At 76.2% G+C, this 22555-nt stretch carries 23 protein-coding genes; 6 read left to right on the top strand and 17 right to left on the bottom strand.

Annotated elements, in window-relative coordinates; genetic code table 11:
• Positions 1-11 precede the first annotated feature (11 nt).
• Positions 12-350, bottom strand: coding sequence for a UBP-type zinc finger domain-containing protein (locus tag ACI796_RS17665; protein WP_456942527.1), 339 nt, complete (start codon positions 348-350; stop codon positions 12-14).
• Between the two features lie 117 nt (positions 351-467).
• On the opposite strand from ACI796_RS17665, the gene ACI796_RS17660 reads away from it, so the two are divergent.
• Positions 468-1313 carry an MBL fold metallo-hydrolase gene (locus ACI796_RS17660; protein ID WP_456942526.1) on the top strand — a complete coding sequence of 282 codons (846 nt, stop codon included), beginning with the start codon at positions 468-470 and terminating at the stop codon, positions 1311-1313.
• A 92-nt stretch (positions 1314-1405) separates the two neighbouring features.
• Here the strand turns inward: ACI796_RS17660 and ACI796_RS17655 are convergent, their stop codons facing one another.
• The 5 genes from ACI796_RS17655 to ACI796_RS17635 all read right to left on the bottom strand — a co-directional run bounded on the left by ACI796_RS17655 (position 1406) and on the right by ACI796_RS17635 (position 4894).
• Positions 1406-1813: a VOC family protein gene (locus ACI796_RS17655; RefSeq protein ID WP_456942525.1), complete on the bottom strand. Its 408-nt coding sequence runs from the start codon at positions 1811-1813 to the stop codon at positions 1406-1408.
• Positions 1806-2288: an SRPBCC family protein gene (locus tag ACI796_RS17650; RefSeq protein ID WP_456942524.1), complete on the bottom strand. Its 483-nt coding sequence runs from the start codon at positions 2286-2288 to the stop codon at positions 1806-1808. Before ACI796_RS17650 ends, ACI796_RS17655 begins: the two co-directional genes overlap by 8 nt.
• On the bottom strand, positions 2285-2647 hold the full coding sequence (locus ACI796_RS17645) for a metalloregulator ArsR/SmtB family transcription factor (RefSeq protein ID WP_456942523.1): 363 nt from the start codon (positions 2645-2647) through the stop codon (positions 2285-2287). Before ACI796_RS17645 ends, ACI796_RS17650 begins: the two co-directional genes overlap by 4 nt.
• Positions 2648-2708: 61 nt before the next feature.
• Positions 2709-3548 (bottom strand): endonuclease/exonuclease/phosphatase family protein, encoded by an 840-nt coding sequence (locus ACI796_RS17640; protein WP_456942522.1) that lies wholly within the window; start codon positions 3546-3548, stop codon positions 2709-2711.
• 50 nt (positions 3549-3598) lie between these two features.
• Entirely contained in the window at positions 3599-4894 is a 1296-nt protein-coding gene (locus ACI796_RS17635; RefSeq protein WP_456942521.1) for an amidohydrolase family protein, read from the bottom strand.
• Positions 4895-4983: 89 nt separating this feature from the next.
• On the opposite strand from ACI796_RS17635, the gene ACI796_RS17630 reads away from it, so the two are divergent.
• Genes ACI796_RS17630 through ACI796_RS17620 form a run of 3 tightly spaced genes read left to right on the top strand, consistent with a single transcriptional unit; the run spans position 4984 to position 6958 of the window.
• Complete coding sequence (locus tag ACI796_RS17630) at positions 4984-5667, top strand: DedA family protein (protein ID WP_456942520.1); 684 nt, start codon at positions 4984-4986, stop codon at positions 5665-5667.
• Entirely contained in the window at positions 5664-6320 is a 657-nt protein-coding gene (locus tag ACI796_RS17625) for an HAD family hydrolase (RefSeq protein WP_456942519.1), read from the top strand. Before ACI796_RS17630 ends, ACI796_RS17625 begins: the two co-directional genes overlap by 4 nt.
• A complete protein-coding gene (locus ACI796_RS17620; RefSeq protein WP_456942518.1) occupies positions 6317-6958 on the top strand; it encodes an alpha/beta hydrolase family protein in 642 nt (213 codons plus the stop codon). The genes ACI796_RS17625 and ACI796_RS17620 overlap by 4 nt, the downstream gene beginning before the upstream one ends.
• Positions 6959-7098: 140 nt before the next feature.
• Here ACI796_RS17620 and ACI796_RS17615 read toward each other — a convergent pair whose 3' ends face one another.
• From ACI796_RS17615 to ACI796_RS17580, 8 genes are all read right to left on the bottom strand, one after another.
• A complete protein-coding gene (locus tag ACI796_RS17615; protein WP_456942517.1) occupies positions 7099-8196 on the bottom strand; it encodes an SRPBCC domain-containing protein in 1098 nt (365 codons plus the stop codon).
• Between the two features lie 92 nt (positions 8197-8288).
• Complete coding sequence (locus ACI796_RS17610) at positions 8289-9146, bottom strand: FAD binding domain-containing protein (RefSeq protein WP_456942516.1); 858 nt, start codon at positions 9144-9146, stop codon at positions 8289-8291.
• Between the two features lie 28 nt (positions 9147-9174).
• The gene (locus ACI796_RS17605; protein ID WP_456942515.1) at positions 9175-11676 is read right to left on the bottom strand and encodes a xanthine dehydrogenase family protein molybdopterin-binding subunit; all 2502 of its coding nucleotides are present in this window, start codon (positions 11674-11676) and stop codon (positions 9175-9177) included.
• On the bottom strand, positions 11673-12167 hold the full coding sequence (locus ACI796_RS17600) for a (2Fe-2S)-binding protein (protein WP_456942514.1): 495 nt from the start codon (positions 12165-12167) through the stop codon (positions 11673-11675). Before ACI796_RS17600 ends, ACI796_RS17605 begins: the two co-directional genes overlap by 4 nt.
• A gap of 218 nt (positions 12168-12385) precedes the next feature.
• A complete protein-coding gene (locus tag ACI796_RS17595) occupies positions 12386-13609 on the bottom strand; it encodes an MFS transporter (protein WP_456942513.1) in 1224 nt (407 codons plus the stop codon).
• 95 nt (positions 13610-13704) lie between these two features.
• A complete protein-coding gene (locus ACI796_RS17590; RefSeq protein ID WP_456942512.1) occupies positions 13705-15027 on the bottom strand; it encodes a GAF domain-containing protein in 1323 nt (440 codons plus the stop codon).
• A gap of 79 nt (positions 15028-15106) precedes the next feature.
• Positions 15107-16540 (bottom strand): mycofactocin biosynthesis glycosyltransferase MftF, encoded by a 1434-nt coding sequence (gene mftF / locus ACI796_RS17585; protein WP_456942511.1) that lies wholly within the window; start codon positions 16538-16540, stop codon positions 15107-15109.
• Positions 16537-17076: a cysteine hydrolase family protein gene (locus tag ACI796_RS17580; protein ID WP_456942510.1), complete on the bottom strand. Its 540-nt coding sequence runs from the start codon at positions 17074-17076 to the stop codon at positions 16537-16539. Before ACI796_RS17580 ends, mftF begins: the two co-directional genes overlap by 4 nt.
• A gap of 81 nt (positions 17077-17157) precedes the next feature.
• On the opposite strand from ACI796_RS17580, the gene ACI796_RS17575 reads away from it, so the two are divergent.
• Positions 17158-18171 carry an iron-siderophore ABC transporter substrate-binding protein gene (locus tag ACI796_RS17575; protein ID WP_456942509.1) on the top strand — a complete coding sequence of 338 codons (1014 nt, stop codon included), beginning with the start codon at positions 17158-17160 and terminating at the stop codon, positions 18169-18171.
• A gap of 5 nt (positions 18172-18176) precedes the next feature.
• Here ACI796_RS17575 and ACI796_RS17570 read toward each other — a convergent pair whose 3' ends face one another.
• From ACI796_RS17570 to ACI796_RS17560, 3 genes are all read right to left on the bottom strand, one after another.
• Positions 18177-19679, bottom strand: a complete 1503-nt coding sequence (locus ACI796_RS17570) for a purine-cytosine permease family protein (RefSeq protein WP_456942508.1) — start codon at positions 19677-19679, stop codon at positions 18177-18179.
• Between the two features lie 66 nt (positions 19680-19745).
• Positions 19746-20429, bottom strand: a complete 684-nt coding sequence (gene mftE, locus ACI796_RS17565) for a mycofactocin biosynthesis peptidyl-dipeptidase MftE (RefSeq protein ID WP_456942507.1) — start codon at positions 20427-20429, stop codon at positions 19746-19748.
• A gap of 37 nt (positions 20430-20466) precedes the next feature.
• Positions 20467-21729, bottom strand: a complete 1263-nt coding sequence (locus tag ACI796_RS17560) for a multidrug effflux MFS transporter (protein WP_456942506.1) — start codon at positions 21727-21729, stop codon at positions 20467-20469.
• 90 nt (positions 21730-21819) lie between these two features.
• Between ACI796_RS17560 and ACI796_RS17555 the strand changes: the two genes are divergently transcribed.
• Entirely contained in the window at positions 21820-22311 is a 492-nt protein-coding gene (locus tag ACI796_RS17555) for a pyridoxamine 5'-phosphate oxidase family protein (RefSeq protein WP_456942505.1), read from the top strand.
• Positions 22312-22555: the final 244 nt, after the last annotated feature.

The following is a 22555-nucleotide window of genomic DNA, read 5'->3' as shown; positions in this document are numbered from 1 at the left end:
CCGCCCCGCCCTCAGTGCAGGTGCCGCTGCCAGTCCGCGGGCACCCGGCCGGCGGGCCCGGGCGCCGGCTGGCCCACCGGGTGCGAGGTCGGCGGTGCCAGCCGGAGGTCCCCACCGAACTCCCCGGCGGCGTAGTCCCAGGTCCAGTCCTCACCGGGCTCGAAGCTCTGCGCGATCCGGTGCCCGGTGACCGCGGCGTGCGCCGAGGCGTGCTGCGACGGCGAGGAGTCGCAGCAGCCCACGTGGCCGCAGGCGGCGCAGCGGCGCAGGTGGAACCACCACCCGCCGGTGGCGTCGCAGTCGGCGCAGCCGGTGCCGCTCGGCGGGACGGACGGATCGACCTGGCTCATCGGGCTCCTCCTGGGTCCTGCGACGGGTCCTCCCGGGAGGCACCCTCCCGCGGCCGGCGACCCGCCGACAAGGCCGGCCGGGTTGCAGGACGACGGCTGACGGGTAGCCGCCCGGGCATGACCGCCGACCCGGGCAGCGCCGACCGCAGCACCGCGCCGACCGACGAGAGCACCTCCGACGTCACCCTCACCTTCGGCGGCAACGCGACGACGCTGCTGCGGCTGGGCGGGTTCACCCTGCTCACCGACCCGAACTTCGTCCGGCGCGGCGAGCGCGTCTACCTGGGCAAGGGGCTGTTCGCCAGGCGGCTGACCGACCCGGCGCTGCTGCCCGAGGACCTGCCCGACCTCGACGCCGTCCTGCTGTCCCACCTGCACGGTGACCACTGGGACCGGGTCGCCTACGCGACCATCGACAAGGCCACGCCGGTCGTCACCACCCCGGCGGCCGCGCGCACGCTGTCCTCGCGCGGCTTCTCGGCGACGGCGGACCTGCGGCCGTGGCAGGTGCACGAGGTCAGCCGCGGCGAGGAGACGCTGCGGATCACCTCGGTGCCCGGCGTCCACGGCCCCGGCCCGCTGGCCCGGGTGCTGCCGCCGGTGATGGGCAGCGTGCTGGAGCTGCTCCGCGACGGCGAGGTGTCCTGGCGCGGGTACGTCACCGGCGACACCCTGTTCCGGCCGTGGCTGGGCGAGGTGCTGGAGCGCTGCGGGCCGCTCGACGTCGTCGTCCCGCACCTGGGCGGCACGAAGGCGCTGGGCGTCACCGTGACCATGGACGGCCGGCAGGGCGCCGACCTGGTGGAGCTGCTGAAGCCGCCGGTGACCGTGCCGGTGCACTACGACGACTACGACCGGTTCGCGTCGCCGCTCGGCGACTTCGTGCGGGAGGTCGCCGAGCGGCGGGCGCCCGGGCAGCTGCGGACCGTCGTGCGCGGGGAGACGATCTCGCTGCGCGCCTAGGAGGCCGCGCACCTGGAAGGCGTCGCACCTAGAAGGCCGCGCACCTGGAAGGCCGCGCACCTGGAAGGCCGCGCACCTGGAAGGCCGCGCACCTAGAAGGCGTCGCCCGTCCGCCAGGCCATCTCCTGGAGGGTCAGGGTGTTGCCGTCCGGGTCGGCGATCGCCGCGTACTTCACCCCGCCCCCCACGTCCACCACGGGCCCGACGTCGGCACCGCGGCTCACCAGGTCCGCACGGGCCTGCTCGATGTCGGCGACGACGAGGTGCAGCGCCCGCACCGAGCCGGGAGTGCCCTCGTAGGCCGCCAGGCCGGTGCCGAAGCCGACGGAGCAGGCCGAACCCGGAGGGGTCAGCTGGACGACCCGCACGCCGTCGGCCGGCCGCACGTCGACGTCGACGGTGAAGCCCAGCCGGTCGGCGTAGAAGGACTTCGCCCGGTCGACGTCGGCGACGGGGATCGGCACGAGCTCGAGCTTCATCTCCACGGCGTGTTCAGCCACGCGCGAGCACCTCGTCGAGGCGCTCGTAGCCCTCGACGACGCCGACCTCCATGCCGCTGGCGAGCATCGCGTCGCGGTCGGCGAACGAGTCGCACAGCGAGGTGGCGGTGAGCCGGGTCCGGCCGTCGCCGAGGTCCTCGAGCACGAGCTTCTCCAGGGCGACGCCGTCGGGCTGCCCCTCGAAGGTGAACGTCTGCACGATCAGCTCGTCGGGCCGGACCTCGTGGAAGGAGCCGTGGAACGCGTACTCGCCGTCGGCGTCGCTGTGCACGTAGCGGTAGGAGCCGCCGGTGCGGCAGTCGTAGCGGTCGATGCGCATCTCCAGCCCGCGCGGGCCCATCCACTGCACGAGCAGGTCCGGGTCGGTGTGCGCGCGGAACACCTTGCTGCGCGGGGCGTCGAACTCCCGGGTGATGCGGATCAGCGGGACCTCGGGGTCGGCGGCGATCTGCGTCTGACGCGTGCTGGTGGTCATGACCGGTTCTCCTCCTGCGCGATGGGCGGGGAGACGTCGTCCGGCATGGACCGGAGGACGTCGTCGAGGCGGCGGTAGCGCTCCTCGGCCTGGCGCCGGTAGCGCTCGATCCACTTCGTCATCAGGTCGAACACCTCCGCCTCCAGGTGCACCGGGCGGCGCTGGGCCTCCCGGCTGCGGCTGACCAGGCCGGCGTCCTCGAGCACCTTCAGGTGCTTGGAGACCGCCTGCACGGTCACGTCGTAGGGGGCGGCGAGCTCGCCGACCGTCGCGTCGCCGATCGCGAGCCGCGCGACCATGTCGCGCCGCGTCGGGTCGGCCAGCGCCGCGAACACCCGGGAGAGCGGGTCTGCCGCCACCAGCGACCTCCTTCGTCAACCTCTCGGTTGAACACAACGGTAGGGTCGGCAGACTCCCTTGTCAACCGATCGGTTGAGCAGCCCAGGAGCCCGGCGGGTGGCCGGGCAGGTCGAGGTCGGCGACGACGCCGGAGTGGTCGCTGGCCCAGACGCCGGCGACCGGCTCGTCCAGCACCCGGGCGCAGGAACGGACCTGCAGCGTCGGCCCGTGCGCGCCGCTGCGCACGAGGACCCAGTCGATGCGCCGGCTGACCGCCGTGGCCACCTCGCCCGCCCGCACCAGCGGGTTCCGGGCGTCGAAGGTGAACCCGGGATCGGCCGGGTGCAGGGTCTCCCAGGCGTCCTGGAAGCAGACGCTCGTCCCCTCCAGCGACCGGCGTCCGCGCAGGAACTGCGCGCTCGCCGCGTCCGGGGTCGCGTCGAGGTCGCCGAGGAGGACGGCGTGGTCCACCCTGCCGGCCCGGCGCTCGACCGCCCGCGCGGCGGCGAGGGCCTGCTGCTCGCGTTCGAACTCGAACCCGAACTGCCAGCTCGGCTTGTGGTGGGCGACCAGCACGCGGCCGACCGCGGTGTCCACCTCGGCGAGCAGCGTCGCGCACCAGGGGAGGTCGTGCGCCCGCGGCGTGCAGCGCTGGTCGACCTCCTCGACCACGCGGTGCGGCGCCCGCGTGGCCAGCACGCCGCCCACCCCGTCGTCGGCGGCCCGGGAGAAGGGGGTCATGTGATACCCGGGGCCGAGCAGCTCCTCCACGGTGCCGTCCGCGACGGGCACCTCCTGCAGCGCGACGACGTCGGCGGCCAGCCGGCGCAGCGTCTCCGCGACCAGGGCGCTGCGCCGGGCCCAGTCCGGGTTGGCCGGCCCGAGCACGTTCATGGTCAGGACCCGCAGGGACGCCGCCATGCGGCGCAGTCAACCGCCGCGCGCCCCGGTCCTCCAGCCCCGCGGGCGCCTCAGCCGGCCAGCCGGGCCGCCCGCTCGGCGACCTCGGTGCGCAGCGCGTCGACGTCCACGGTGGTGACCGCGCCGCCGGCGACCACCTGACGGCCGCCGACCCAGACGTCGCGGACCAGCCGCGAGGCGCCCGACCAGACGAGGTGCGTGAGCAGGTCGGTCTCGTCCCCGACCGGCTCGAAGCCGAGGTCCCGGGTGTCCACGTGCACGAGGTCCGCGCGCCGGCCCGCCTCGACCTGGCCGAGGTCGGGGCGGCCGATCGCTGCGGCGGCCCCGCCGGTGGCCAGCCAGAACGCCTCCGCCGCGGTGAGCGCCGTGGCCGAGGACTCGCGCAGCCGCGCCAGCCCCGCGGCCAGGCGGACGTCGGCGAGCAGGTCCAGGCCGTCGTTGGACGCCGGCCCGTCGGTGCCCAGGCCCACCCGGATCCGGCGGTCGAGCATCGCCCGGACCGGCGCGATGCCGCTGGCGAGCTTGGCGTTGCTGGCCGGGCAGTGCGCGACGGCGACGTCGTACTCGGCCCACAGCTCCAGGTCGGCGTCGTCGAGGTGCACGCAGTGCGCGGCCAGCACCCGCCCGCCCAGGACGTCGTGCGCGGCCAGCAGCGCGGGCACCGACAGCCCGTGCGCCGCGAGCAGGCCGTCGCCCTCGGTGGCGGTCTCGGCCACGTGCAGGTGCAGGTGCATCCCGTGCTCGCGGGTGAGCTCGGCGGCGCGGCGCAGCAGGGGCAGCGGCACGGTGTAGGCCGCGTGCGGGCCCAGGCCGTACTCCACCAGGCCGTCGGCGTCGGCGTGCCCGGCCAGGTCCACCGCGGCGGCCATCTGCTCCTCCAGCGGCGGCATGCCCGGCAGCGGCACCATCGGCGCCGCGACCACCGCCCGGGCGCCGGTGGCCCCGACCGCCGCGGCGATCCGCTCGGGCGAGAAGTACATCTCCACGCTGGCGGTGACCCCGCCGCGCAGCATCTCCGCCGACGCGGCGGCCATCGCCACCTCGACGTCGTCGCCGGTCAGCCGGGCCTCCCGCGGCCACATCACCTCGCGCAGCCAGCGGTCCAGCGGCAGCCCCTCGCCCTGGCCGCGGAACAGCACCATCGGCGCGTGCGAGTGGGCGTTCACCAGCCCCGGCACGAGCAGGCCGGGCAGCGCCACGACCTCGGCGTCCCCGGCCGGCGGGGCGTCGGCGGCCGCGCCGGCCCACGCGATGCGCCCGTCCTCGACGTCGACGACGGCGTCCGGGACGACGGTCCCCGCCCGGTCCCCCACGACGACGGCCCGGGCGGTGAGGCGCTGACGCATGGCGGCACGCTAGCCCCATCCGTCCCGGCCGTCCGGGCAGCGCTCCGAGGTCCGGGCGACGTCCGGATGCCGCCCGTACCGTGGGGACCATGTCCTTCCTGGCCGCCGCGGCATCCTCCGACCAGGGTGGGCTCACCGCCTGGCTGCTCTCCCTCGTGGACTCGCTGGGCCCGATCGGCGTCGGCTTCAGCATCCTGCTGGAGACGGTCATCCCGCCGATCCCCAGCGAGGCCGTCCTCGGGGCGGCCGGTGTGCTCATCGACAGCCCGTTCGCGTTCGTGGCCGTCGTCGGGTGCGCCACGATCGGCTCGATCCTGGGCGCGATCTTCTTCTACTACGTCGGCCGGGCGCTGGGCCCGCGCCGGTCGCACGCCTTCCTCGACCGGCTGCCGCTGGTGGAGACCGCCGACGTCGACAAGACCTTCGCCTGGTTCGAGCGGCACGGCCGCTCCGCGGTGTTCTTCGGCCGGATGGTGCCGATCGTGCGCAGCTTCATCTCCGTGCCCGCGGGCGTGGTGCGGATGCCGTTCGGCCAGTTCCTCCTCTACTCCGCGGCCGGCAGCCTCATCTGGAACACCGTCCTGGTGACGCTGGGCTGGCTGGCCCGTGACTTCATCGAGGCGAACCTGCACTACCTGGACTACGTCGTCGTCGCCGTCGCCGTCCTGGCCGTGGGCTACCTGGTCTACAAGCGGGTGAAGGACGTCCGCCACCACCGCCGGCGGCAGACCACCGCGGGCCGCGCCGAGGACCCGCGCGGCGCCGACGCGTGACGCGCCCCGAGGTCGTCGCGTTCGACGTCAACGAGACGCTGCTCGACCTCTCCCCCGTCGGGGCCGCGCTCGTCGAGCACGGGCAGCCCGCGGAACTGCTGCCCACCGTGTTCGGCCGCACCCTGCACACCGGGACGGCGGCCACGGTGACCGGCGTCTGGCTGCCCTTCCGCGCCGCCTTCGACTCGGCGCTGGCCCAGCTCACCGACCTGCCCGACGGCGCCCGCGCGGAGGTCGCCGACTCCTTCCTCGAGCTGTCACCGCACCCGGACGTCGAGCCCGCGCTGCGCCGCCTCCACGACGCGGGCGTGCGCGTGGTGACGCTGTCGCACGGCTCCCCCGGCGTGGCCGAGGCGGGGCTGGAGCGCGGCGGCGTCACGCCGCTGGTCGAGCGGACGCTCACCAGCGAGACCGTGCGCGCCTGGAAGCCCTCCCGCGCGGCCTACCTGTGGGCCGCGGGCGCCTGCGGGGTCGAGCCGTCGCGGATGGCGCTGGTCGCCGCGCACGGCTGGGACGTGCTCGGCGCCGAGCGGGCCGGCCTCACCGGGGCGTGGTTCCCGCGCAGCGAGCGCGTGTACCCGCCGGGCTACCCCGCGCCGGCCGTCGTCGCCCCGGACCTCGCGGGGGCGGTCGACGCGCTGCTGGCACGGTGAGCTCCCCCGCGCCGGTCGCCACCCCGCTCGGCCCGGCCGCGGTGCATGCCGACGGCCCGGCCGACGGCGCCCGCGGCACCCTCGTGCTCGGGCACGGCGCCGGCGGGGGCGCCGGGTCGGCCGACCTGGTCGCCGTGACAACCGCGGGCGCCGCGGCGGGCTGGCGGGTGCTGCGGGTGGAGCAGCCGTGGCGGGTGGCCGGCAGGCGGATCGCGCCCGCGCCGCCGCGCCTCGACGTCGCCTGGACCGCCGTCGTGGAGGCGCTGCGGGCCGGTGGCGCACTGACCGGGCCGCTGGTGTTCGGCGGGCGCAGCGCCGGGGCGCGGGTGGCCTGCCGGACGGCGACGGCGCTCGGGGCGGACGGCGTGCTGGCCCTGGCGTTCCCGCTGCACCCGCCGGGCCGGCCCGAGCGCAGCCGCGCGGGCGAGCTCACCGGCGCCGGCGTGCCGCTGGTCGTGGTGCAGGGCGAGACCGACGCCTTCGGCCGGCCCGCGGAGGTCGCGGCGGCGCTGGACGGCGTGCCGGCGGCGTCGGCGTGTCCGGTGCCGGGCGACCACTCGCTGGGGAAGGCGCCCGAGGCCGTGGCCGCCGCCGCGCTGGCCTGGCTGGAGGAGCTGGCGGCCGTCCGGGCGGGTTGATCATCGGCTGCGTGCACGCGACACGGACGGACACGCCGCCCGCCCGTGCACGCGTCCGATGATCATCGGGTCGTTGCCGCACGAACCGGCGTGTCCGCGCGTGTCGGCGGCAAGGATCCGATGATCAACGGGCCCGACGCTCAGGAACGACGGCGGCGGGCTGCGAAGAGGATGAGCAGCAGCACCGCGAGGACGGCGGCGCCGGGACCGGCGTAGCGGGCGAGCGCGGCGCCGCCGGCCACCTCGAGCAGGTCGATCGGCTCGGGCTCGGCGGCCGGCTGGCGGCTGACCGGAGCCGCGGCCGGCGTGCTGCGCGGCGGGGCACCCGTGCCCGGGCGGCTCGGCGGGGCGGTGTTGCGCGACGGCGGCGTGCTCGGCACCGGACCGACCGCCGCGGCCGGCGCGGTGTCCGAGGCCGACGGGGCGGCGTCCGCCGCGGCCGGCGCGGTGTCCGACACCGCGGGGATGGAGACGGTGTCGGTGGCGCCGGTGACCGGGGCGGTGATCGGCGCGGTCTCCGTCGGCGACGGGGAGGACGACGCCGCCGCGGCTGCCGCCTTCTTCGCGGGGGCCTTCTTCGCGGGCTTGCGCGCGGCGTCGGTGGCGGACGCCGCGGCCTCCCGCGCCGCCGTGCCGGCCCCGCGCACCTTCGCGGCGACCGCGTTGTCGCCGGGCACCTGCTCGACCGACTGGGCGACCTCCTCGGCGACCCCGGCCGCGGTGGCGGCGACCTTCCCGGTGACGGTCGGCTCCTGCTGCTCCGCGGCGGCCGCCTGGTCGACGGTCACGTCGTCGCCGCTGGCCAGCTGGGCGGCGAGCTTGTCGGCGAACTGGCCGAGCAGCTTGTTGCCGACGTCGGTCATGACGCCGCGGCCGAACTGGGCCGGGCGGCCGGTGATGTTGAGGTCGGTGAGGACGTCGACCCGCGTCGTCGTCCCCTCGCCCTGGAGCTGGGCGGTGATGGTGGCCGCCGCCGTCCCGTTGCCCCGCTGGTCCTTGCCGCGCGCGTCGATGACGGCGCGGTGCGCGGCCTCGTCCTTCTCCACGAACGACGCCTTGCCCTGGTAGGTCAGGTTGATCGGGCCGAGCTTGACCTTGACCCGGCCGGTGAAGTCGTCACCGGAGACCGAGTCGAGCGCGGCGCCGGGCATGCACGGGGCGATCCGCTCGATGTCGAGCAGCACCCGCCAGGCCTCGTCGACGGGCACGGGGACGGTGAACGAGTTCTCCAGCTGCACGGTGCGACCTCCGGGGTGGGAAAGGACCTCGGCCGGTCCGCCCGGGAGGGCGGGCCGGCCGAGGGACGGCGGAGCCGGGGTTGTGTCGGACGCTACAACCCGGCGGCGGCGGTGACCGCGCGGCGGGTGAGCACCTGCGCGAGGTGCTCGCGGTAGTCGGCCTGGGCGTTGAGGTCGCTGCTCGGGCTGGTGCCCTCGGCCGCCGACCGCGCCGCGGAGGCCACCGTGTCCGGGGACGCGGCGGCACCGCTGAGCGCGGCCTCGGTGGCCGACGCCCGCAGCGGGGTCGGGCCCATGTTGGTCAGCCCGATCCGCGCCTCGGCGATGTGCCCGTTCTCGCGCCGCACCGCCGCGGCGACCGCGACGATCGACCACGCCTGCGCCACGCGGTTGAACTTCTCGTAGCGCACGCCCCAGTCGCCGGCCAGCTTCGGCACCCGGATCTCGACCAGGACCTCGCCCTCGTCGAGGGCGGTGGTCAGGTAGTCGACGAAGAACTCCCGCGCGGGCACCGTGCGGCGCCCGCCCGGCCCGGCGACGACCATCTCGGCGTCCAGCGCGAGCGCCACCGCCGGCAGGTCGCCGGCCGGGTCGGCGTGCGCCAGGGCGCCGCCGAAGGTGCCGCGCCGGCGGGTCTGCCGGTCGGCCACCGTCTCGGTCGCCTCCGCGACGAGCTTCGCGTGCTGCGCGATCAGCGGGTCGGTGAGGACGTCGGCGTGCGTGGTCATCGCACCGATGACCAGCGAGTCGCCCTCCTCGCGGACGCCGCGCATCTCCGCCACCCGGCCGAGGTCGACGATCGTCTCCGGCGCGGCCAGGCGCAGCCGCATGACCGGGATGAGCGACTGGCCGCCGGCCATGACCTTGACGTCCTCGCCGCCCTCGGCGACCGCCTGGACGGCCTCCTCGACCGTCGTCGGCCGGACGTACTCGAACGGGGCGGGGATCACGGCTCTACTCCTTCGTCGTGTCGGCCGGTCACCGGTCGCCTCCGAGAGCGGACTGGGGGGTCGAGACACCGGCGGTGGTCTCGGTCTGGGCGCCGCCGTAGGCGTTGGACCCGGCCGTGGCCCGGTCCCCGCCGTCGCCGCCCTCGTGGATGGCCCGCCACACCCGCTCGGGGGTCAGCGGCATCCGGATGTCCTCCACGCCGAGGTGCCGGACGGCGTCGAGCGCGGCGTTGACCACCGCCGGGGTGCTGGCGATGCAGCCGGCCTCGCCCACGCCCTTGGCGCCGATCGGGTTGCCCGGCGCCACGTGCACGGTGTTGCCGGTGTCGAAGTGCGGCAGGTCGGCGGCCGAGGGGACCAGGTAGTCGACGAAGGTGCCGGTGGTGAGGTTGCCGTCGGCGTCGTAGACGGCCTCCTCGTACAGCGCCTGCGCGATGCCCTGGGCCAGGCCGCCGTGCACCTGCCCCTCGACGATGAGCGGGTTGACGATCGTGCCGACGTCGTCGACGCAGGCGTACTTGCGGATCTTCACGAACCCGGTCTCGGTGTCGACCTCCATCGCGCACACGTGCGTGCCGTGCGGGAAGGAGAAGTTGACCGGGTCGAAGGTCGCGTCCGCGTCGATCGAGGGCTCGATGTCCTCGGGGTAGTCGTGCGCGGCGAAGACGGCGAGCGCGATCTCCTGGATCGACATCCCGGTGCCCGGCGTCCCGCGGACGGTGAACTTCCCGCCGGAGAAGTCCAGGTCGTCCTCGTTGGCCTCGAGCAGGTGCGCGGCGACCCGGCGGGCCCTGGCGATCACCTTGTCGGCGGCCTTGACCACCGCGGTGCCGCCGACGACCAGCGAGCGCGAGCCGTAGGTGTCCATGCCCTTGTGGGCGACGGCGGTGTCGCCGTGCAGCACCTCGACGTCCTCGAACGGCACGCCGAGCTGGTCGGCGACCAGCTGGCTCCACGCCGTCTCGTGGCCCTGGCCGTGCGGCGTCGAGCCGGTGACGACCTCGACCTTGCCGGTGGGCAGCATCCGGATCGACGCCGACTCCCAGCCGCCCGCGCCGTAGGACAGCGAGCCGAGCACCCGGGAGGGCGCCAGGCCGCACATCTCGGTGAAGGTGGAGAAGCCGATGCCGAGCTGCACCGGGTCGTTCGACTCGCGCCGGCGGCGCTGCTCCTCGCGCAGCTCGTCGTAGCCGAGCAGCTCCAGCGCCTGCTGGGTGGCCGAGTCGTAGTCGCCGCTGTCGTACTCGAGGCCGGCGACGGTGGTGAACGGGAACTCCGCGGCGTCGATCCAGTTCTTGCGCCGCAGCTCGAGCGGGTCCATCCCGAGCTCGACGGCGAGCTCGTCCATGATCCGCTCGACGGCGAAGGTGGCCTCGGGCCGGCCGGCGCCGCGGTAGGCGTCGGTGGGGACCTTGTTGGTGAAGACGCCGTCGCACTCGAAGCGGTAGGCCGGGAACTTGTAGATGCCGGGGAACATGAACGCGCCCAGCGCCGGGACGCCCGGGGTGATCAGCCGCAGGTAGGCGCCCATGTCGGCGAGCAGCCGCACGCGCAGGCCCTTGACGTTGCCCTCGCGGTCGGCGGCCACGTCGATGTACTGGATCTGGTCGCGGCCGTGGTGGGCGGTCATCAGCGACTCGCTGCGCGTCTCGGTCCACTTGACCGGCTTGCCGAGGCGGCGCGCGATCAGCAGCGCGAGGATCTCCTCGGGGTTGACCTGCAGCTTGCCGCCGAAGCCGCCGCCGACGTCGGGGGCGACGACGCGCAGCTTGTGCTCCGGGATGCCGGTGACCATCGCCAGCATCACCCGCAGCACGTGCGGGATCTGGGTGGCCGACCACAGCGTGAAGTTCTCGCCCTGGGGCTGGACGACGACCGAGCGCGGCTCCATGAATGCCGGGATCAGCCGCTGGTTGACGAACCGCCGGCTGACGACGACGTCGGCGTCGGCGAAGGCCTGCTCGGTGTCCACGCCCGTGCCGGCCTCGCCGGCGTCGAAGACGAAGTGGTAGCTCGTGTTCGTGCCGAGCTCGTCGTGCACCAGCTCCGCGCCGTCGCGGACGGCCTCCTCCATGTCGAGGACCGGCGGCAGCGTCTCGTAGTCGACGTCGACCAGTTCGACGGCGTCGGCGGCCGCGGTGCGCGAGCGGGCGACGATGACCGCCACCGCCTCACCCACGTGGTTCACGCCGTCGACGGCGATCGAGGGGTGGCCGGGGTTCTTCATGTCCGGCGTGACCGGCCAGGCGCAGGGGATGGAGCCCTGCTCGTCGGCGAGGTCGCGGCCGGTGAACACCGCGACGACGCCGGGGGCCTCCTTCGCCGCCGAGACGTCGATCGAGGTGATGCGGGCGTGGGCCACGGGGCTGCGCACGACGCTGAGGTGCAGCATCCCGGGCAGGACCATGTTGTCGGTCCAGGTGGTGCGCCCGGTGATGAGGCGGGCGTCCTCCTTGCGGCGGCGGGCCTTGCCGACCTCCTTGTCCGGGGCCGGGGTCTGGGTGGTGGCCGCGTCCTCGGTGACGGTCACGCCTGCGCTCCCAGGGTCTCGGAGGAGCCGGACATCTCCCCCGCGGCCTGCTGCACCGCGCGGACGATGTTCTGGTAGCCGGTACAGCGGCAGAGGTTGCCCTCGATGCCCTCGCGGACCTCGGTCTCGCTGGGGCTCGGGTTCTCCTTGAGCAGGTCGATCGAGGCCATGATCATCCCGGGCGTGCAGTAGCCGCACTGGAGACCGTGCATCTCGTGGAAGGCCTTCTGCACCGGGTGCAGTGCGCCCTCGCTGCCGATGCCCTCGATGGTGGTGACCTCGGCGCCGTCGGCCTGGACGGCGAGGACGGTGCAGGACTTCACGGCCTGCCCGTCGAGGTGGACGGTGCAGGCGCCGCAGTTGCTGGTGTCGCAGCCGACCACGGTGCCCACCTTGCCGAGGGCCTCGCGCAGGTGGTGGACCAGCAGGGTCCGGGGTTCGACCTCGTCGGTGTAGGTCACGCCGTCGACCCTCATGCTGACCTGGGTCATGGATCCTCCGCTCCGGTGCAGGGGGCGATCGCGCCCGTCCCGCGGGCGCTCCGCGGCGGAGTCTGTCAACGGCGGAGTGACTTAGGCCACGCTTACCTGTGACCGGGTGACCTGCTTGTCCGCAGTTGCGGAGGTCCGCGGGCGTACTGGCCGCAGCTGCGGCGCAGCGGCGGCCGGTCTGCCGCAGCGGAGAGGTTGCAGGCCCGTTGCAGCGCGCGTCAGGCGGGGACGGCGCGCAGCTCCCGCCGCCGCAGGGCCGCGCTGCCGGCCAGCGCGACCAGGCCGAGCACGGCCAGCCCGACGCCGACCAGGCTCGGTGCGGTGTAGCCGTACCCGGCGGCGATGACCACGCCGCCCAGCCACGCGCCGAGGGCGTTGGCCGCGTTGAGCGCCGAGTGGTTGAGCGCGGCACCGAGCATCTGCGCCTCCCCGGCGACCTCCATCAACCGCAGCTGCAGGCACACCACCAGCGTCGACGCGGCGACCGCGAGCAGGAAGATGCCGGCCAGCAGGGTGGGGCCGGTGGCGGCGGCGGGGCCGACCAGCGCCAGGAGGACGGCCAGCGCGACGAGCGTGGCGACCAGCGAGCGGAACAGCGCGATGTCGGCCAGCCGCCCGCCGAGTGCGGTCCCCACGACGCCGCCGATGCCGAAGGCGAGCAGCACCCAGGGGACGACGCCGCGCGAGAGGCCGGTGACCTCGGTGGTCAGCGGCGCGACGTAGCTGTAGACGGCGAACATGCCGCCGAACCCGACGGTGGCCACGGCCAGGGTGAGCAGCACCTGCGGGCGGCGCAGCGCGCCGAGTTCGGCGCGCACGCTCGCCTCCTGCGACCCGGGCGTGGAGGGGACGACGGCGAGCACGGCCGCGACGGTGAGCGCGGCGAGGACCACCACGGCCCAGTAGGCCGAGCGCCAGCCCAGCGTCTGCCCGAGCCAGGTGGCCGCGGGGACGCCCGCGACGTTGGCCACGGCCAGCCCGAGCATCACCGTGCTCACCGCCCGGCCGCGCAGCGACGGCGGCACCAGGGAGGCGGCGACCAGCGAGGCGACGCCGAAGTAGGCGCCGTGCGGCAGGCCGCTGACGAACCGGGCCAGCAGCAGCGACGCCGACCCGGGCGCGAGGGCGCTCAGCGCGTTGCCGGCGAGGAAGGCGGCCATGAGCCCGACGAGCAGGGCGCGGCGGGGCAGCCGGGCGCCCAGCGCGGCGATGACCGGGGCGCCGACGACGACGCCGAGCGCGTAGGCGGAGATGACGTGGCCCGCCGTCGGGATGTCCACGCCGACGCCGGCGGCGATGTCGGGCAGCAGGCCCATCGTGACGAACTCGGTGGTGCCGATCGCGAACCCGCCGAGCGCGAGCGCGACCAGCGCGACGGCCACGCGCGGCGTGGCCAGGGACGGGGTCGCGGGAGCCGGCGGGGCGGCGGTGCTGGCACTCACGTGACCGTGCCAAGTGAACGCCGCCGGGCCGTATTCCCCGGGTGGCGGAAATGATTCCCCGGGTGGCGGAGATGGCCATCTCTGCCGCAGGGGCCTCAGGCGCGGGGGGACCGCCGGAGGGCGAGCAGGTGGGCGGCGACGGCGCCACGGCGCGGGGACCCGGCGGGCAGCGCCTCGAGGCAGGCCTGCCAGGCGGCGGCGTCGTCGCGGGCCTCGGGCAGGGCGGTCCAGCGCAGCAGCAGCTCGGGCCGGCGGCTGCCGAGCACGGCGCCGCGCAGCGCGGCGACCAGGCGGCGGCGGGCGAGGGCGACGCCGGGCGCGGTCGAGCGGGGCAGGACCGGGCCGGGGTAGCGGTCCAGCGCCGCGGCGACGGCGCCGCGGTCGAGCAGCCGGCGCACCGCCTCCAGGTCGGTCTCCAGCGGGCGCAGCAGCCGGTAGGGGCGCGAGCCGACCAGGTCGTCGCCGACCAGCCGGCGCAGCCGGGACAGCTCGGCGCGCACGGTGACCGCGGCGGTGTCGCCGGCGTGGCACTCGGCGGCCAGCTGCTCGGTGCTGCGGCCCTCCCCCGCGGCGGCCGCCTCGGCGAGCAGGAGCAGCAGCTCGGAGTGGCGCAGCGAGAGCTCGACCGGTCCGCCGGGCAGGGTCAGCCGGGCGCGCTCGCGGCCGAGGACGTCCAGCCGGGGCGCGGCGGGCCGCACCGGCGGTGCGGGCCGGGGACCGCGGGCGGCGTCGCGCTGCTCCTCGCGGTGCAGCCAGCGCAGCTCGGACTCGACGGCGGCCACGGTCGCGCGGACGAGCGTGAGCACGTGCGGGCTGGCCACGTGGTCGCCGCCGGTGACGTCGATGGCGCCGAGCAGCACCCCGGTGACCGGGTGGTGGACCGGCGCGGCCGAGCAGCTCCACGGCTGCACCGGGCGGCGGTAGTGCTCGCTGCCGTAGATCTGCACCGGGTGGTCGAGGGCGAGCGCGGTGCCGGGGGCGTTGGTGCCGGCGACCTCCTCGGCCCACCGGGCGCCGGCGACGAAGTTCATCGTCTCGGCCAGCGAGCGCAGGCGGCGGTCGCCCTCCACCCACAGCATCCGGCCGTCGGCGTCGGTGACCGCGACGATCATCCGGTCGGCCTCGGCGTCCTCGACCAGCAGCCGGCGGATCACCGGCAGCACCGGGGCCAGCGGGTGGGCGGCGCGGTAGCCGGCGAGGTCGTCGTCGAGCAGGTCGACCGGCGGGCCCTGCCCGTCGGGGTCGACGCCGCTGCCCAGGCTGCGCCGCCAGGAGTCCCAGACCACCGACCGCACGTCCGGGCGGGGCGGCGGGGCGCCCCGGGTCACCAGCGTCTCGTGGGCCGCGCGCAGGCGGCGGGTCAGTCCGGGCGTGGGACGCCCCTCGGGCAGCGCGAGCCACGGGCTGGCGCCGGTCACGGCGTGTCCCCCGAACAGAGAGTCATGGCCCGCACATGGTGACCCGGATCGCACGATTCCACCAGGGACGGGCCGGGCCTCAGACCGCCGGCGGTCGCGCGGGGAGCAGCGCGGCCGGGTCGCGGCGGCGCAGCGCCCCCGCCCAGAGCCCCGCGCCGTAGGCCAGGTCCTCCAGCCGGCGGGCGGCAGCGAAACGCAACGGGCCCACCTCCGCCCGGTGCGGCCACCAGGCGAGGACGGCGTCGGCGACGGCGACGGCCAGTGCGGCCCGCCGCGCGCGGCGGGAGACCAGCGCCGCGACGGCGGTCAGCGGCCAGTGGTGCCGGGTGGCCGAGCGGGCCAGCGTGCGGCCGGCCGCGGCCGTGCCGCGCAGCACCAGCGCCGCGGCCAGGCCGTACGGCGGCCGGCGGCCCGGGCCGGCGACGCGGCGCGCCAGGCGGACCGTCGCGTCGCCGAGCACGGCGGCCGCCAGCACCCGGCCGGCGCGCCCACCGGCCAGCGCCAGGGCCAGGGCCGCGGCCGACCACGGGCTCACGACCACCGGCGCGACGGCGCGGCCGTGCCGGGCGGCCAGCGGCGCGGCCCCCGTGCCGTAGAGCGCGCGCCGGCGCAGCCACGCCCCGGTGGCCGACGGGTGCTCGTGGTCCACCCGCGCGGCCGGCTCGTAGCGCACCCGCCAGCCGGCCGCGGCCAGCCGCCAGACCAGGTCGACGTCCTCGGCCACCCGCATGCCGGCGTCGAAGCCCTCCCCCAGCGCCGCCCGCCGGACCAGCAGCGCCGCGCTGGGCAGGTAGGGCAGGCCCGACAGCGGCGCGACCGGCCCCGGGTCCGGGCCCATGTCCAGGGCGCTGACCGCCGTCTCGTAGGCGGTCACCCACCCGGGGTCCGCGGCCGGCAGGGCGGTGATCCGCGGGGCGACGACGGCCAGCCGCGGGTCGGCGAGGTGCGGCAGCAGGGCCGCCAGCCAGCCGGGCCGGGGCACGCAGTCGGAGTCGAGGAAGGCGACGGCGCCGGTCGTCGCGGCGCGCAGCCCGGTGTTCCGCGCGGCGGCGGGCCCGAGCGAGCGGTCGTGCCGCAGCACCTCCGCCCCGCCCGCGGCGGCGGCCGCGGCCGGCGCGGCGGCGTCGGCCGAGCCGTCGTCGACGACGAGCACGCGCACGGCGGCGGTGTCCGGGTCGGCGCGCAGGGCGGCCAGCAGGCGGGCGACCCCGGCGGCGCGGTCGCGCACGGGGACGACGACGGTGACGCCGTCCGGGCCGGGCGCGGGACCGGCGGGCTCGGGGACGGCGACCCCGGCGTCCTGCAGGCGGGCCGCGAGCGCCGCCGTGGCCGGGCCGGTGACGACGAGTCGGTCGCCGGCGAGCAGGTCGCGGGCGCGGGGCGCCAGGCGCAGCAGCCGCAGCGGCGAGCCGCCGAGCAGCGCCGCGCCGTCCTCCAGGCGGCGGGTGCGCGGGTCCAGCCGCACCGCCCAGCCGTCGGGCAGCCGGGCGTCCGGAGGCGGCGGGAGGCTCACCCGGCCAGCACGTCGCCGGTGGTGGTGACCTCGACCAGCGGGGCGTAGAGGCCCATGAGGTCCAGCGCCTTGCGGTGGTCGTCGTCGCTGCTGCCGGCGCAGGCGTCGGCGACCACCCGCACCGGCACGCCGGCGTCGGCGGCGGGCAGCACGGTGGAGACGACGCAGCAGTCGGTGGCCACGCCGGCCACCGTCAGCGGCCCGTCTCCGACCACCTCCGCCAGCTCCGGGCCCCACTTGCCGAAGGTGGTCGCGGTGAGCACGCGGGCCGGGCCGGGGTCCTCGACCAGGTCCCACAGCGGGGCGTCGGGCGGCTGGAGCGCGAAGGGGTACCGCTCGTAGTAGCCGACCCAGGCGCCGGTGGGCTCCTGCGGCGCCACGAAGCGGGTGAGGACGACGCGGTCTCCGAAGGCGTCGACCAGGCGCCGGACGCGCGGGCGGACCTCCTCGAAGCGGGGCGCCGTCCACGAGGAGTCCGGGTCACCGAACACCCGCTGCAGGTCGACGACGACGAGCCAGCCGGAGGGGTGCGTCACGGCCGGACCCTAACCGCCCGCGGCGCAGCGGCCAGGTGAGGTCAGGCTAGCCTTACCGCGACCGACCGAAGGAGAACGTCCATGTCCCGTCCCCTGACCCGGCGCGCCGCCCTGGCCGCGGCCGCCTTCACCACCGCCGCGGCACTGGCCGCCTGCGGCTCCGACGACGGGGGCTCGACGGCGGGGTCCGAGGCGTCCTCCCCCGCGGCCGGCGGCGACGGCGCCTTCCCCGTCACCGTCAGCACCGCCTTCGGCGACGTGGAGGTCGAGGAGGAGCCGCAGCGCGTGGTGGCCCTCGGCTGGTCCGACGCCGAGACCGCGCTGGCGCTGGGCGTGCAGCCGGTCGGCGCGAGCGACTGGCTCGGCTTCGGCGGCGAGGGCGTCGGCCCGTGGGCCGAGGGGCTCTACGACGAGGCACCGGAGATCATCGAGACCCTCGAGCCCAGCCTCGAGGCGATCGCCGCGCTGGAGCCCGACCTCATCCTCGACACCCGCTCCGACGCCACCCAGGAGCGCTACGACTCCCTGAGCGCGATCGCCCCGACGATCGGCCAGCCCGAGGGGGTCGGCGCCTACCAGACCACCTGGCAGCAGCAGCTGGACCTGGTCGGCCAGGCGCTCGGGAAGGGCGACGAGGCCGCGCAGCTGCAGAGCGACCTCGAGCAGCGCTTCGCCGACGCCGCCGCGGCCGACCCGGCGTTCGACGGCACCGAGGTCGCCGTCGGCGCGTACACCTCCGAGGGCTTCGGCGCCTACGTCCGCGGCGACACCCGGGTCGACTTCATGGAGGCGCTGGGCTTCACCAACAAGCAGGCGATCCAGGACCTCGCCACGGAGAACTTCTTCGTCCCGGTCTCCGACGAGCAGGTCTCGCTGCTCGACGCGCCGCTGACCGTCGTCTTCCCGATCTTCGTCGACCCGGCGCAGATCACCTCGAACCCGCTGTGGCAGACGCTGCCGTCGGTGCAGCAGGGGAACGCCCTCGTGCTCGAGGACGAGACGCTGGTCAGCGCCTTCTCCAGCGGCTCGGTCCTCGGGACCCGGTACGCCCTGGAGAACGCCGTGCCGCTGTTCGCGGAGACCCTGCAGGGCTGACCGGCTCAGTACGCAGGAGGCCGTCCCGGCACCGCCGGGGCGGCCTCCTGCGTCCGCACGGCCCCGCGGCGCAGCGCGAGCGTGCCGAGCAGCCCGACGAGGAAGGCGGCCAGGACGCCGAGGTTGGCGAAGGCCCACTCGCCCTCGCGGCCGCCGAGGCCGAGCGGGCCGAGCAGGTAGCCCTGCCAGTCCAGCCAGCCGGCGTAGGTGTTGGTGACCAGCCCCCAGCCGAGCACGGTCCCCACCCCGAGCAGCGCCAGCGGCACCGGCGGGACGGCGCCGTAGCGGCCCCGCGCGTCGTAGAGGTCGGCCTCCGCGTAGTGGCGGCGGCGCAGCGCGAGGTCGCCGAGGAAGACCCCGCACCAGGCGGCGATCGGCACGCCGAGGGTGATGAGGAACCCCTGGAACTGGAACGAGAAGTCCGCGTCCGCGAGGAACACCACCCAGATCGCGCCCAGCACCATGAGGGTGCCGTCGATGCCGGCGGCGACCGGGCGGGGCACCCGCACCCCGGCGGCCAGCAGCGACAGCCCCGACGAGTAGATGTCCAGCAGCGCGCCGCCGACCAGGCCGAGCACCGCGACGACGACGAACGGCACGAGGAACCAGGTCGGCAGGATCGCGCCGAGCGCGCCGATCGGGTCGGCGCCGATCGCGCCCGACAGCTCCGGGTCCGACGCGGCCAGCAGCAGGCCGGTGCCCAGGAGCACCACCGGGGCCAGCGCGCCGCCGAACGTCGTCCAGCCGACCACGCCGCCGGTCGACGCCGTCCGCGGCAGGTAGCGCGAGTAGTCCGCGGCGGCGTTCACCCAGCCGAAGCCGTAGCCGGTCATCGCCAGCACCAGCGCGCCGACGACGGCCGCCGTCGTGCCGCCCGGGACCGCGGTCACCGCCGACCAGTCGACGTCGTCGGCCACCAGCACCACGTAGACGACGGTGAGGACGCCGCTGACGACGGTGATCACCGCCTGCATGCGCATGATCGCGTCGAAGCCGAGCACGCCGCCGGCCACGACCAGCGCGGCGACGACGAGCAGCGCGACCACCTGGGTCGTCGTCCCGCCGCTCCACCCGAGCTGCCCGAACACCGTCGCCGTCGCGAGGGTGGCCAGGCTGACCAGCACCGTCTCCCAGCCCACGGTGAGCACCCAGGACAGCGCGGCCGGGACCCGGTTGCCGTGCACGCCGAACGCGGCGCGGCTGAGCACGAGGGTGGGCGCCGAGCCGCGCTTGCCGGCGATCGCGACGAGCCCGCAGAGCAGGAACGAGACGACGATGCCGACCGTCCCGGCGACCAGCGCCTGCCCGGCGGAGATGCCGAAGCCGAGCAGGAACGAGCCGTAGGCCAGGCCCAGGACGCTCACGTTGGCGCCGAACCACGGCCAGAACAGCTGGCGCGGGCGGCCGCGGCGCTCCTCCTCGGCGATGACGTTGATGCCGTTGGTCTCGACGGCGCCGCGCCCCGCGGCCACCTCCGCGCCCTGCTCTACGGCCGGCTGCTGGGTCATCGGCGTCTCCTCCCCGTGTCGTGTCCCCGCCATCCTGGCGCGCGGGGGAGACCGGGGCCCGCGGGGCTAGCGGAGCCGCCCGTCCTCGCCCACGTCCCAGCGGGCCACCGCCGCCGCCAGGCGGACCGCCAGGCCGGCCAGCAGGCGGGCGCCCTCCTCCGCCGAGGCGCCGGCCGGGTCGCCGAGCACGCCGGTGGGGCTCACCCCGTGCACACCGTCGGCGCGCAGCCGGGGCAGCAGCTCGCCGATCGGCGTCGTCACGCCGGCGACGGACCGGTCGGCCCGCACGGCCGACGGTTCCACGTGCAACAGCAGCGAGGTCTCGGTGCGCCCGGCGTGCGCGTCGCCGCCGGGGACGCCGCAGGGGAACCAGGCGGCGTCGCGGCCCTCGGTGCGCAGCAGCGGCACGGCCCGGCGCAGCGCGTCGAGGTTGCCGCCGTGCCCGTTGACGACGAGCAGCCGGCCGGCCCAGCGGCAGGCGGAGCGGCCGTACTCGACGAGCAGCGTGGCCAGCGCCTCGGTGCCGATCGAGACGGTGCCGGGGAAGCCCTCGTGCTCGCCGCTGGCGCCGTAGGGCAGGGCGGGGGCCAGGACGCCGTCGAGGTCCGCCGCCCGTGCCACCGCCTCGGCCACGACCGTGTCCGTGGCGAACGGCAGGGCGGGCCCGTGCTGCTCGACCGAGCCGAGCGGGACGACCAGCAGCGGGCGCTCGGGCAGCTCCGGCCACGCGGCGGCGGCCAGGTCGGGCACCGGGTCAGCCTAGGCAGTCCCCCCGCGGCCGGGCGGCTCAGGCGGGGACGGCCTCGGCGTCGACGTCCACGGGGAGCTGCCACGGCCGGACGACGAGCAGCAGGACCGCGATCGCCACGACCAGCGCGGTCAGGACGACGACGCCCATGGCGACCGCGTCGTTGCCGAGCACGCCGACCAGCGGGGCCACCGCCGCGCCGACGCCGAACTGCACCGCGCCGAGCAGCGCCGCCGCGGTGCCGGCCGCTTCGCCGTGCCGGGACAGCGCGAGCGCCGGGGCGTTGGGCAGCGCCAGGCCGGAGGCGAACAGCACCGCCCACAGCGGCAGCGCGACCGCCCACAGCCCGCCGGTGCCGGTGCCCGCGAGCACCAGCAGCACCGCGCCCGCGAGCGCGCCCACGACGACGCCGGTCACGAGGACCTGGGCCGGGGAGAACCAGCGCAGCACGACCGGGTTGAGCTGGGTGGCGCCGATCAGCCAGACCGCGCCGGCGCCGAAGAGCAGGCCGAACTGCTGCTCGTCGAGGCCGAACTGGTCCTGGAAGACGAACGAGGAGCCCGACACGTAGCTGAACAGCCCGGCCATCGTCAGCCCGGCGACCAGCACCAGTCCGACGTAGGCGCGGTCGCGCAGGAGCGCCCGGTAGCCGCGCAGCGTCCCGGCGACGCCGCTGCTGCGCCGCCGCTCCTCCGGCAGCGTCTCGCGCACGGCGAACCAGCCGACGGCGAGCAGCGCCAGGCCGTAGACGGCGAGCAGCAGGAACACGCCGCGCCACGAGGTGACCCGGAGTACCTCCCCGCCGACGGTCGGCGCGAGCACCGGCGCCGCGCCGAGGACGAGGAACAGCCGGGACAGCATGGTGGCCGCGGCCCGGCCCTCGAACAGGTCCCGCACGACCGCGAGCGCGATGACCGCGCCGGCCGCCGTCCCCACGCCCTGCAGGAAGCGCAGCACCCCGAGCACCGCGATCGACGGCGCGACGAGCACCAGCAGCGAGGCGACGACGTGCAGCGCCGTCCCGGCCAGCAGCGGGCGGCGGCGGCCGAGGGCGTCCGACAGCGGCCCGAGCACCAGCTGGCCCAGCGCCAACCCGACCAGCGTGCCGGTGAGGGTCAGCTGCACCGTGGCCGAGCTGGTCCGCAGGTCGTCGGCGATGGTGGGCAGCGCCGGGAGGTACATGTCCACGGTGAGGGGGCCGAGCGCCACGAAGGCGCCGAGGGTCAGCGCGGTACGGGCGGTCCCGGGCCGGTCGGGGGTCGTCGCCGGTCGCGTCTCCGGCCGGTCCTGGATCGTCGTCACGACGTTGCCCAAGGCAACCGGCTGCCGGTCCATTCCGGGACGCCGGGGTGTCGCCCGTGTCACGTGGCCGATCCGGGGAAGGGCAGGGACATGACCACCGACTCGCAGGACGCCACCGCCAAGGTCGCCGGGCTCATCAAGGGCCAGAAGTTCGGCTTCCTCACCACGACCATGCCCGACGGCCGGCTCACCAGCCGCCCCATGGCGCTGCAGGAGGTCGAGTTCGACGGCGACCTCTGGTTCTTCGCCGAGCACGACGCCCCGTGGCTCGGCCACGTCCAGGCCTCGCCGCAGGTCAACGTGGGCATCGGCTCGGGCGGCACCTGGGTCTCGCTGACCGGGACCGCGCGCGTCGTCGACGACGTCGAGAAGAAGAAGGAGCTGTGGAACAGCGGCGTCGAGGCGTGGCTGCCGCAGGGGCCCGAGGACCCCTCCGTCGTCCTGGTGAAGGTCGACGGCGACACCGCCGAGTACTGGGACAGCCCCGGCAACCGGCTGGCGACGGCGCTGAGCTTCGTCAAGGCCAAGACCACCGGCTCGAAGCCCGACACCGGCGAGAAGGACGTCGTCGACCTCCCGTGATGGAGGACCCCCTCGCCCCCCGGCCCACGCTCCCCGCGGGCCGGGGCCCTGCGAGGGGGCCAGGGGCACCCAGCGGACTCCCAGGCAGGTCACCGGGCCCGGTCAGGGGCGACGGTCAGCCTGGGGGCACGTCCACCGGAGGTGCCCCGTGCTCACGCTCGCCCTGCTCGTCGCCCTGCTCCTGACCATGACCCTGGCCGACCTCGCGCCCGGCCTTCTCCCCGACGGGCCCGGGCCCGCCGGG

The sequence above is a fragment of the Geodermatophilus sp. SYSU D00525 genome, from assembly GCF_054050475.1.
Note: the sequence above shows the minus strand (reverse complement) of the source record. Positions and strands in the feature narration are given on the sequence as shown.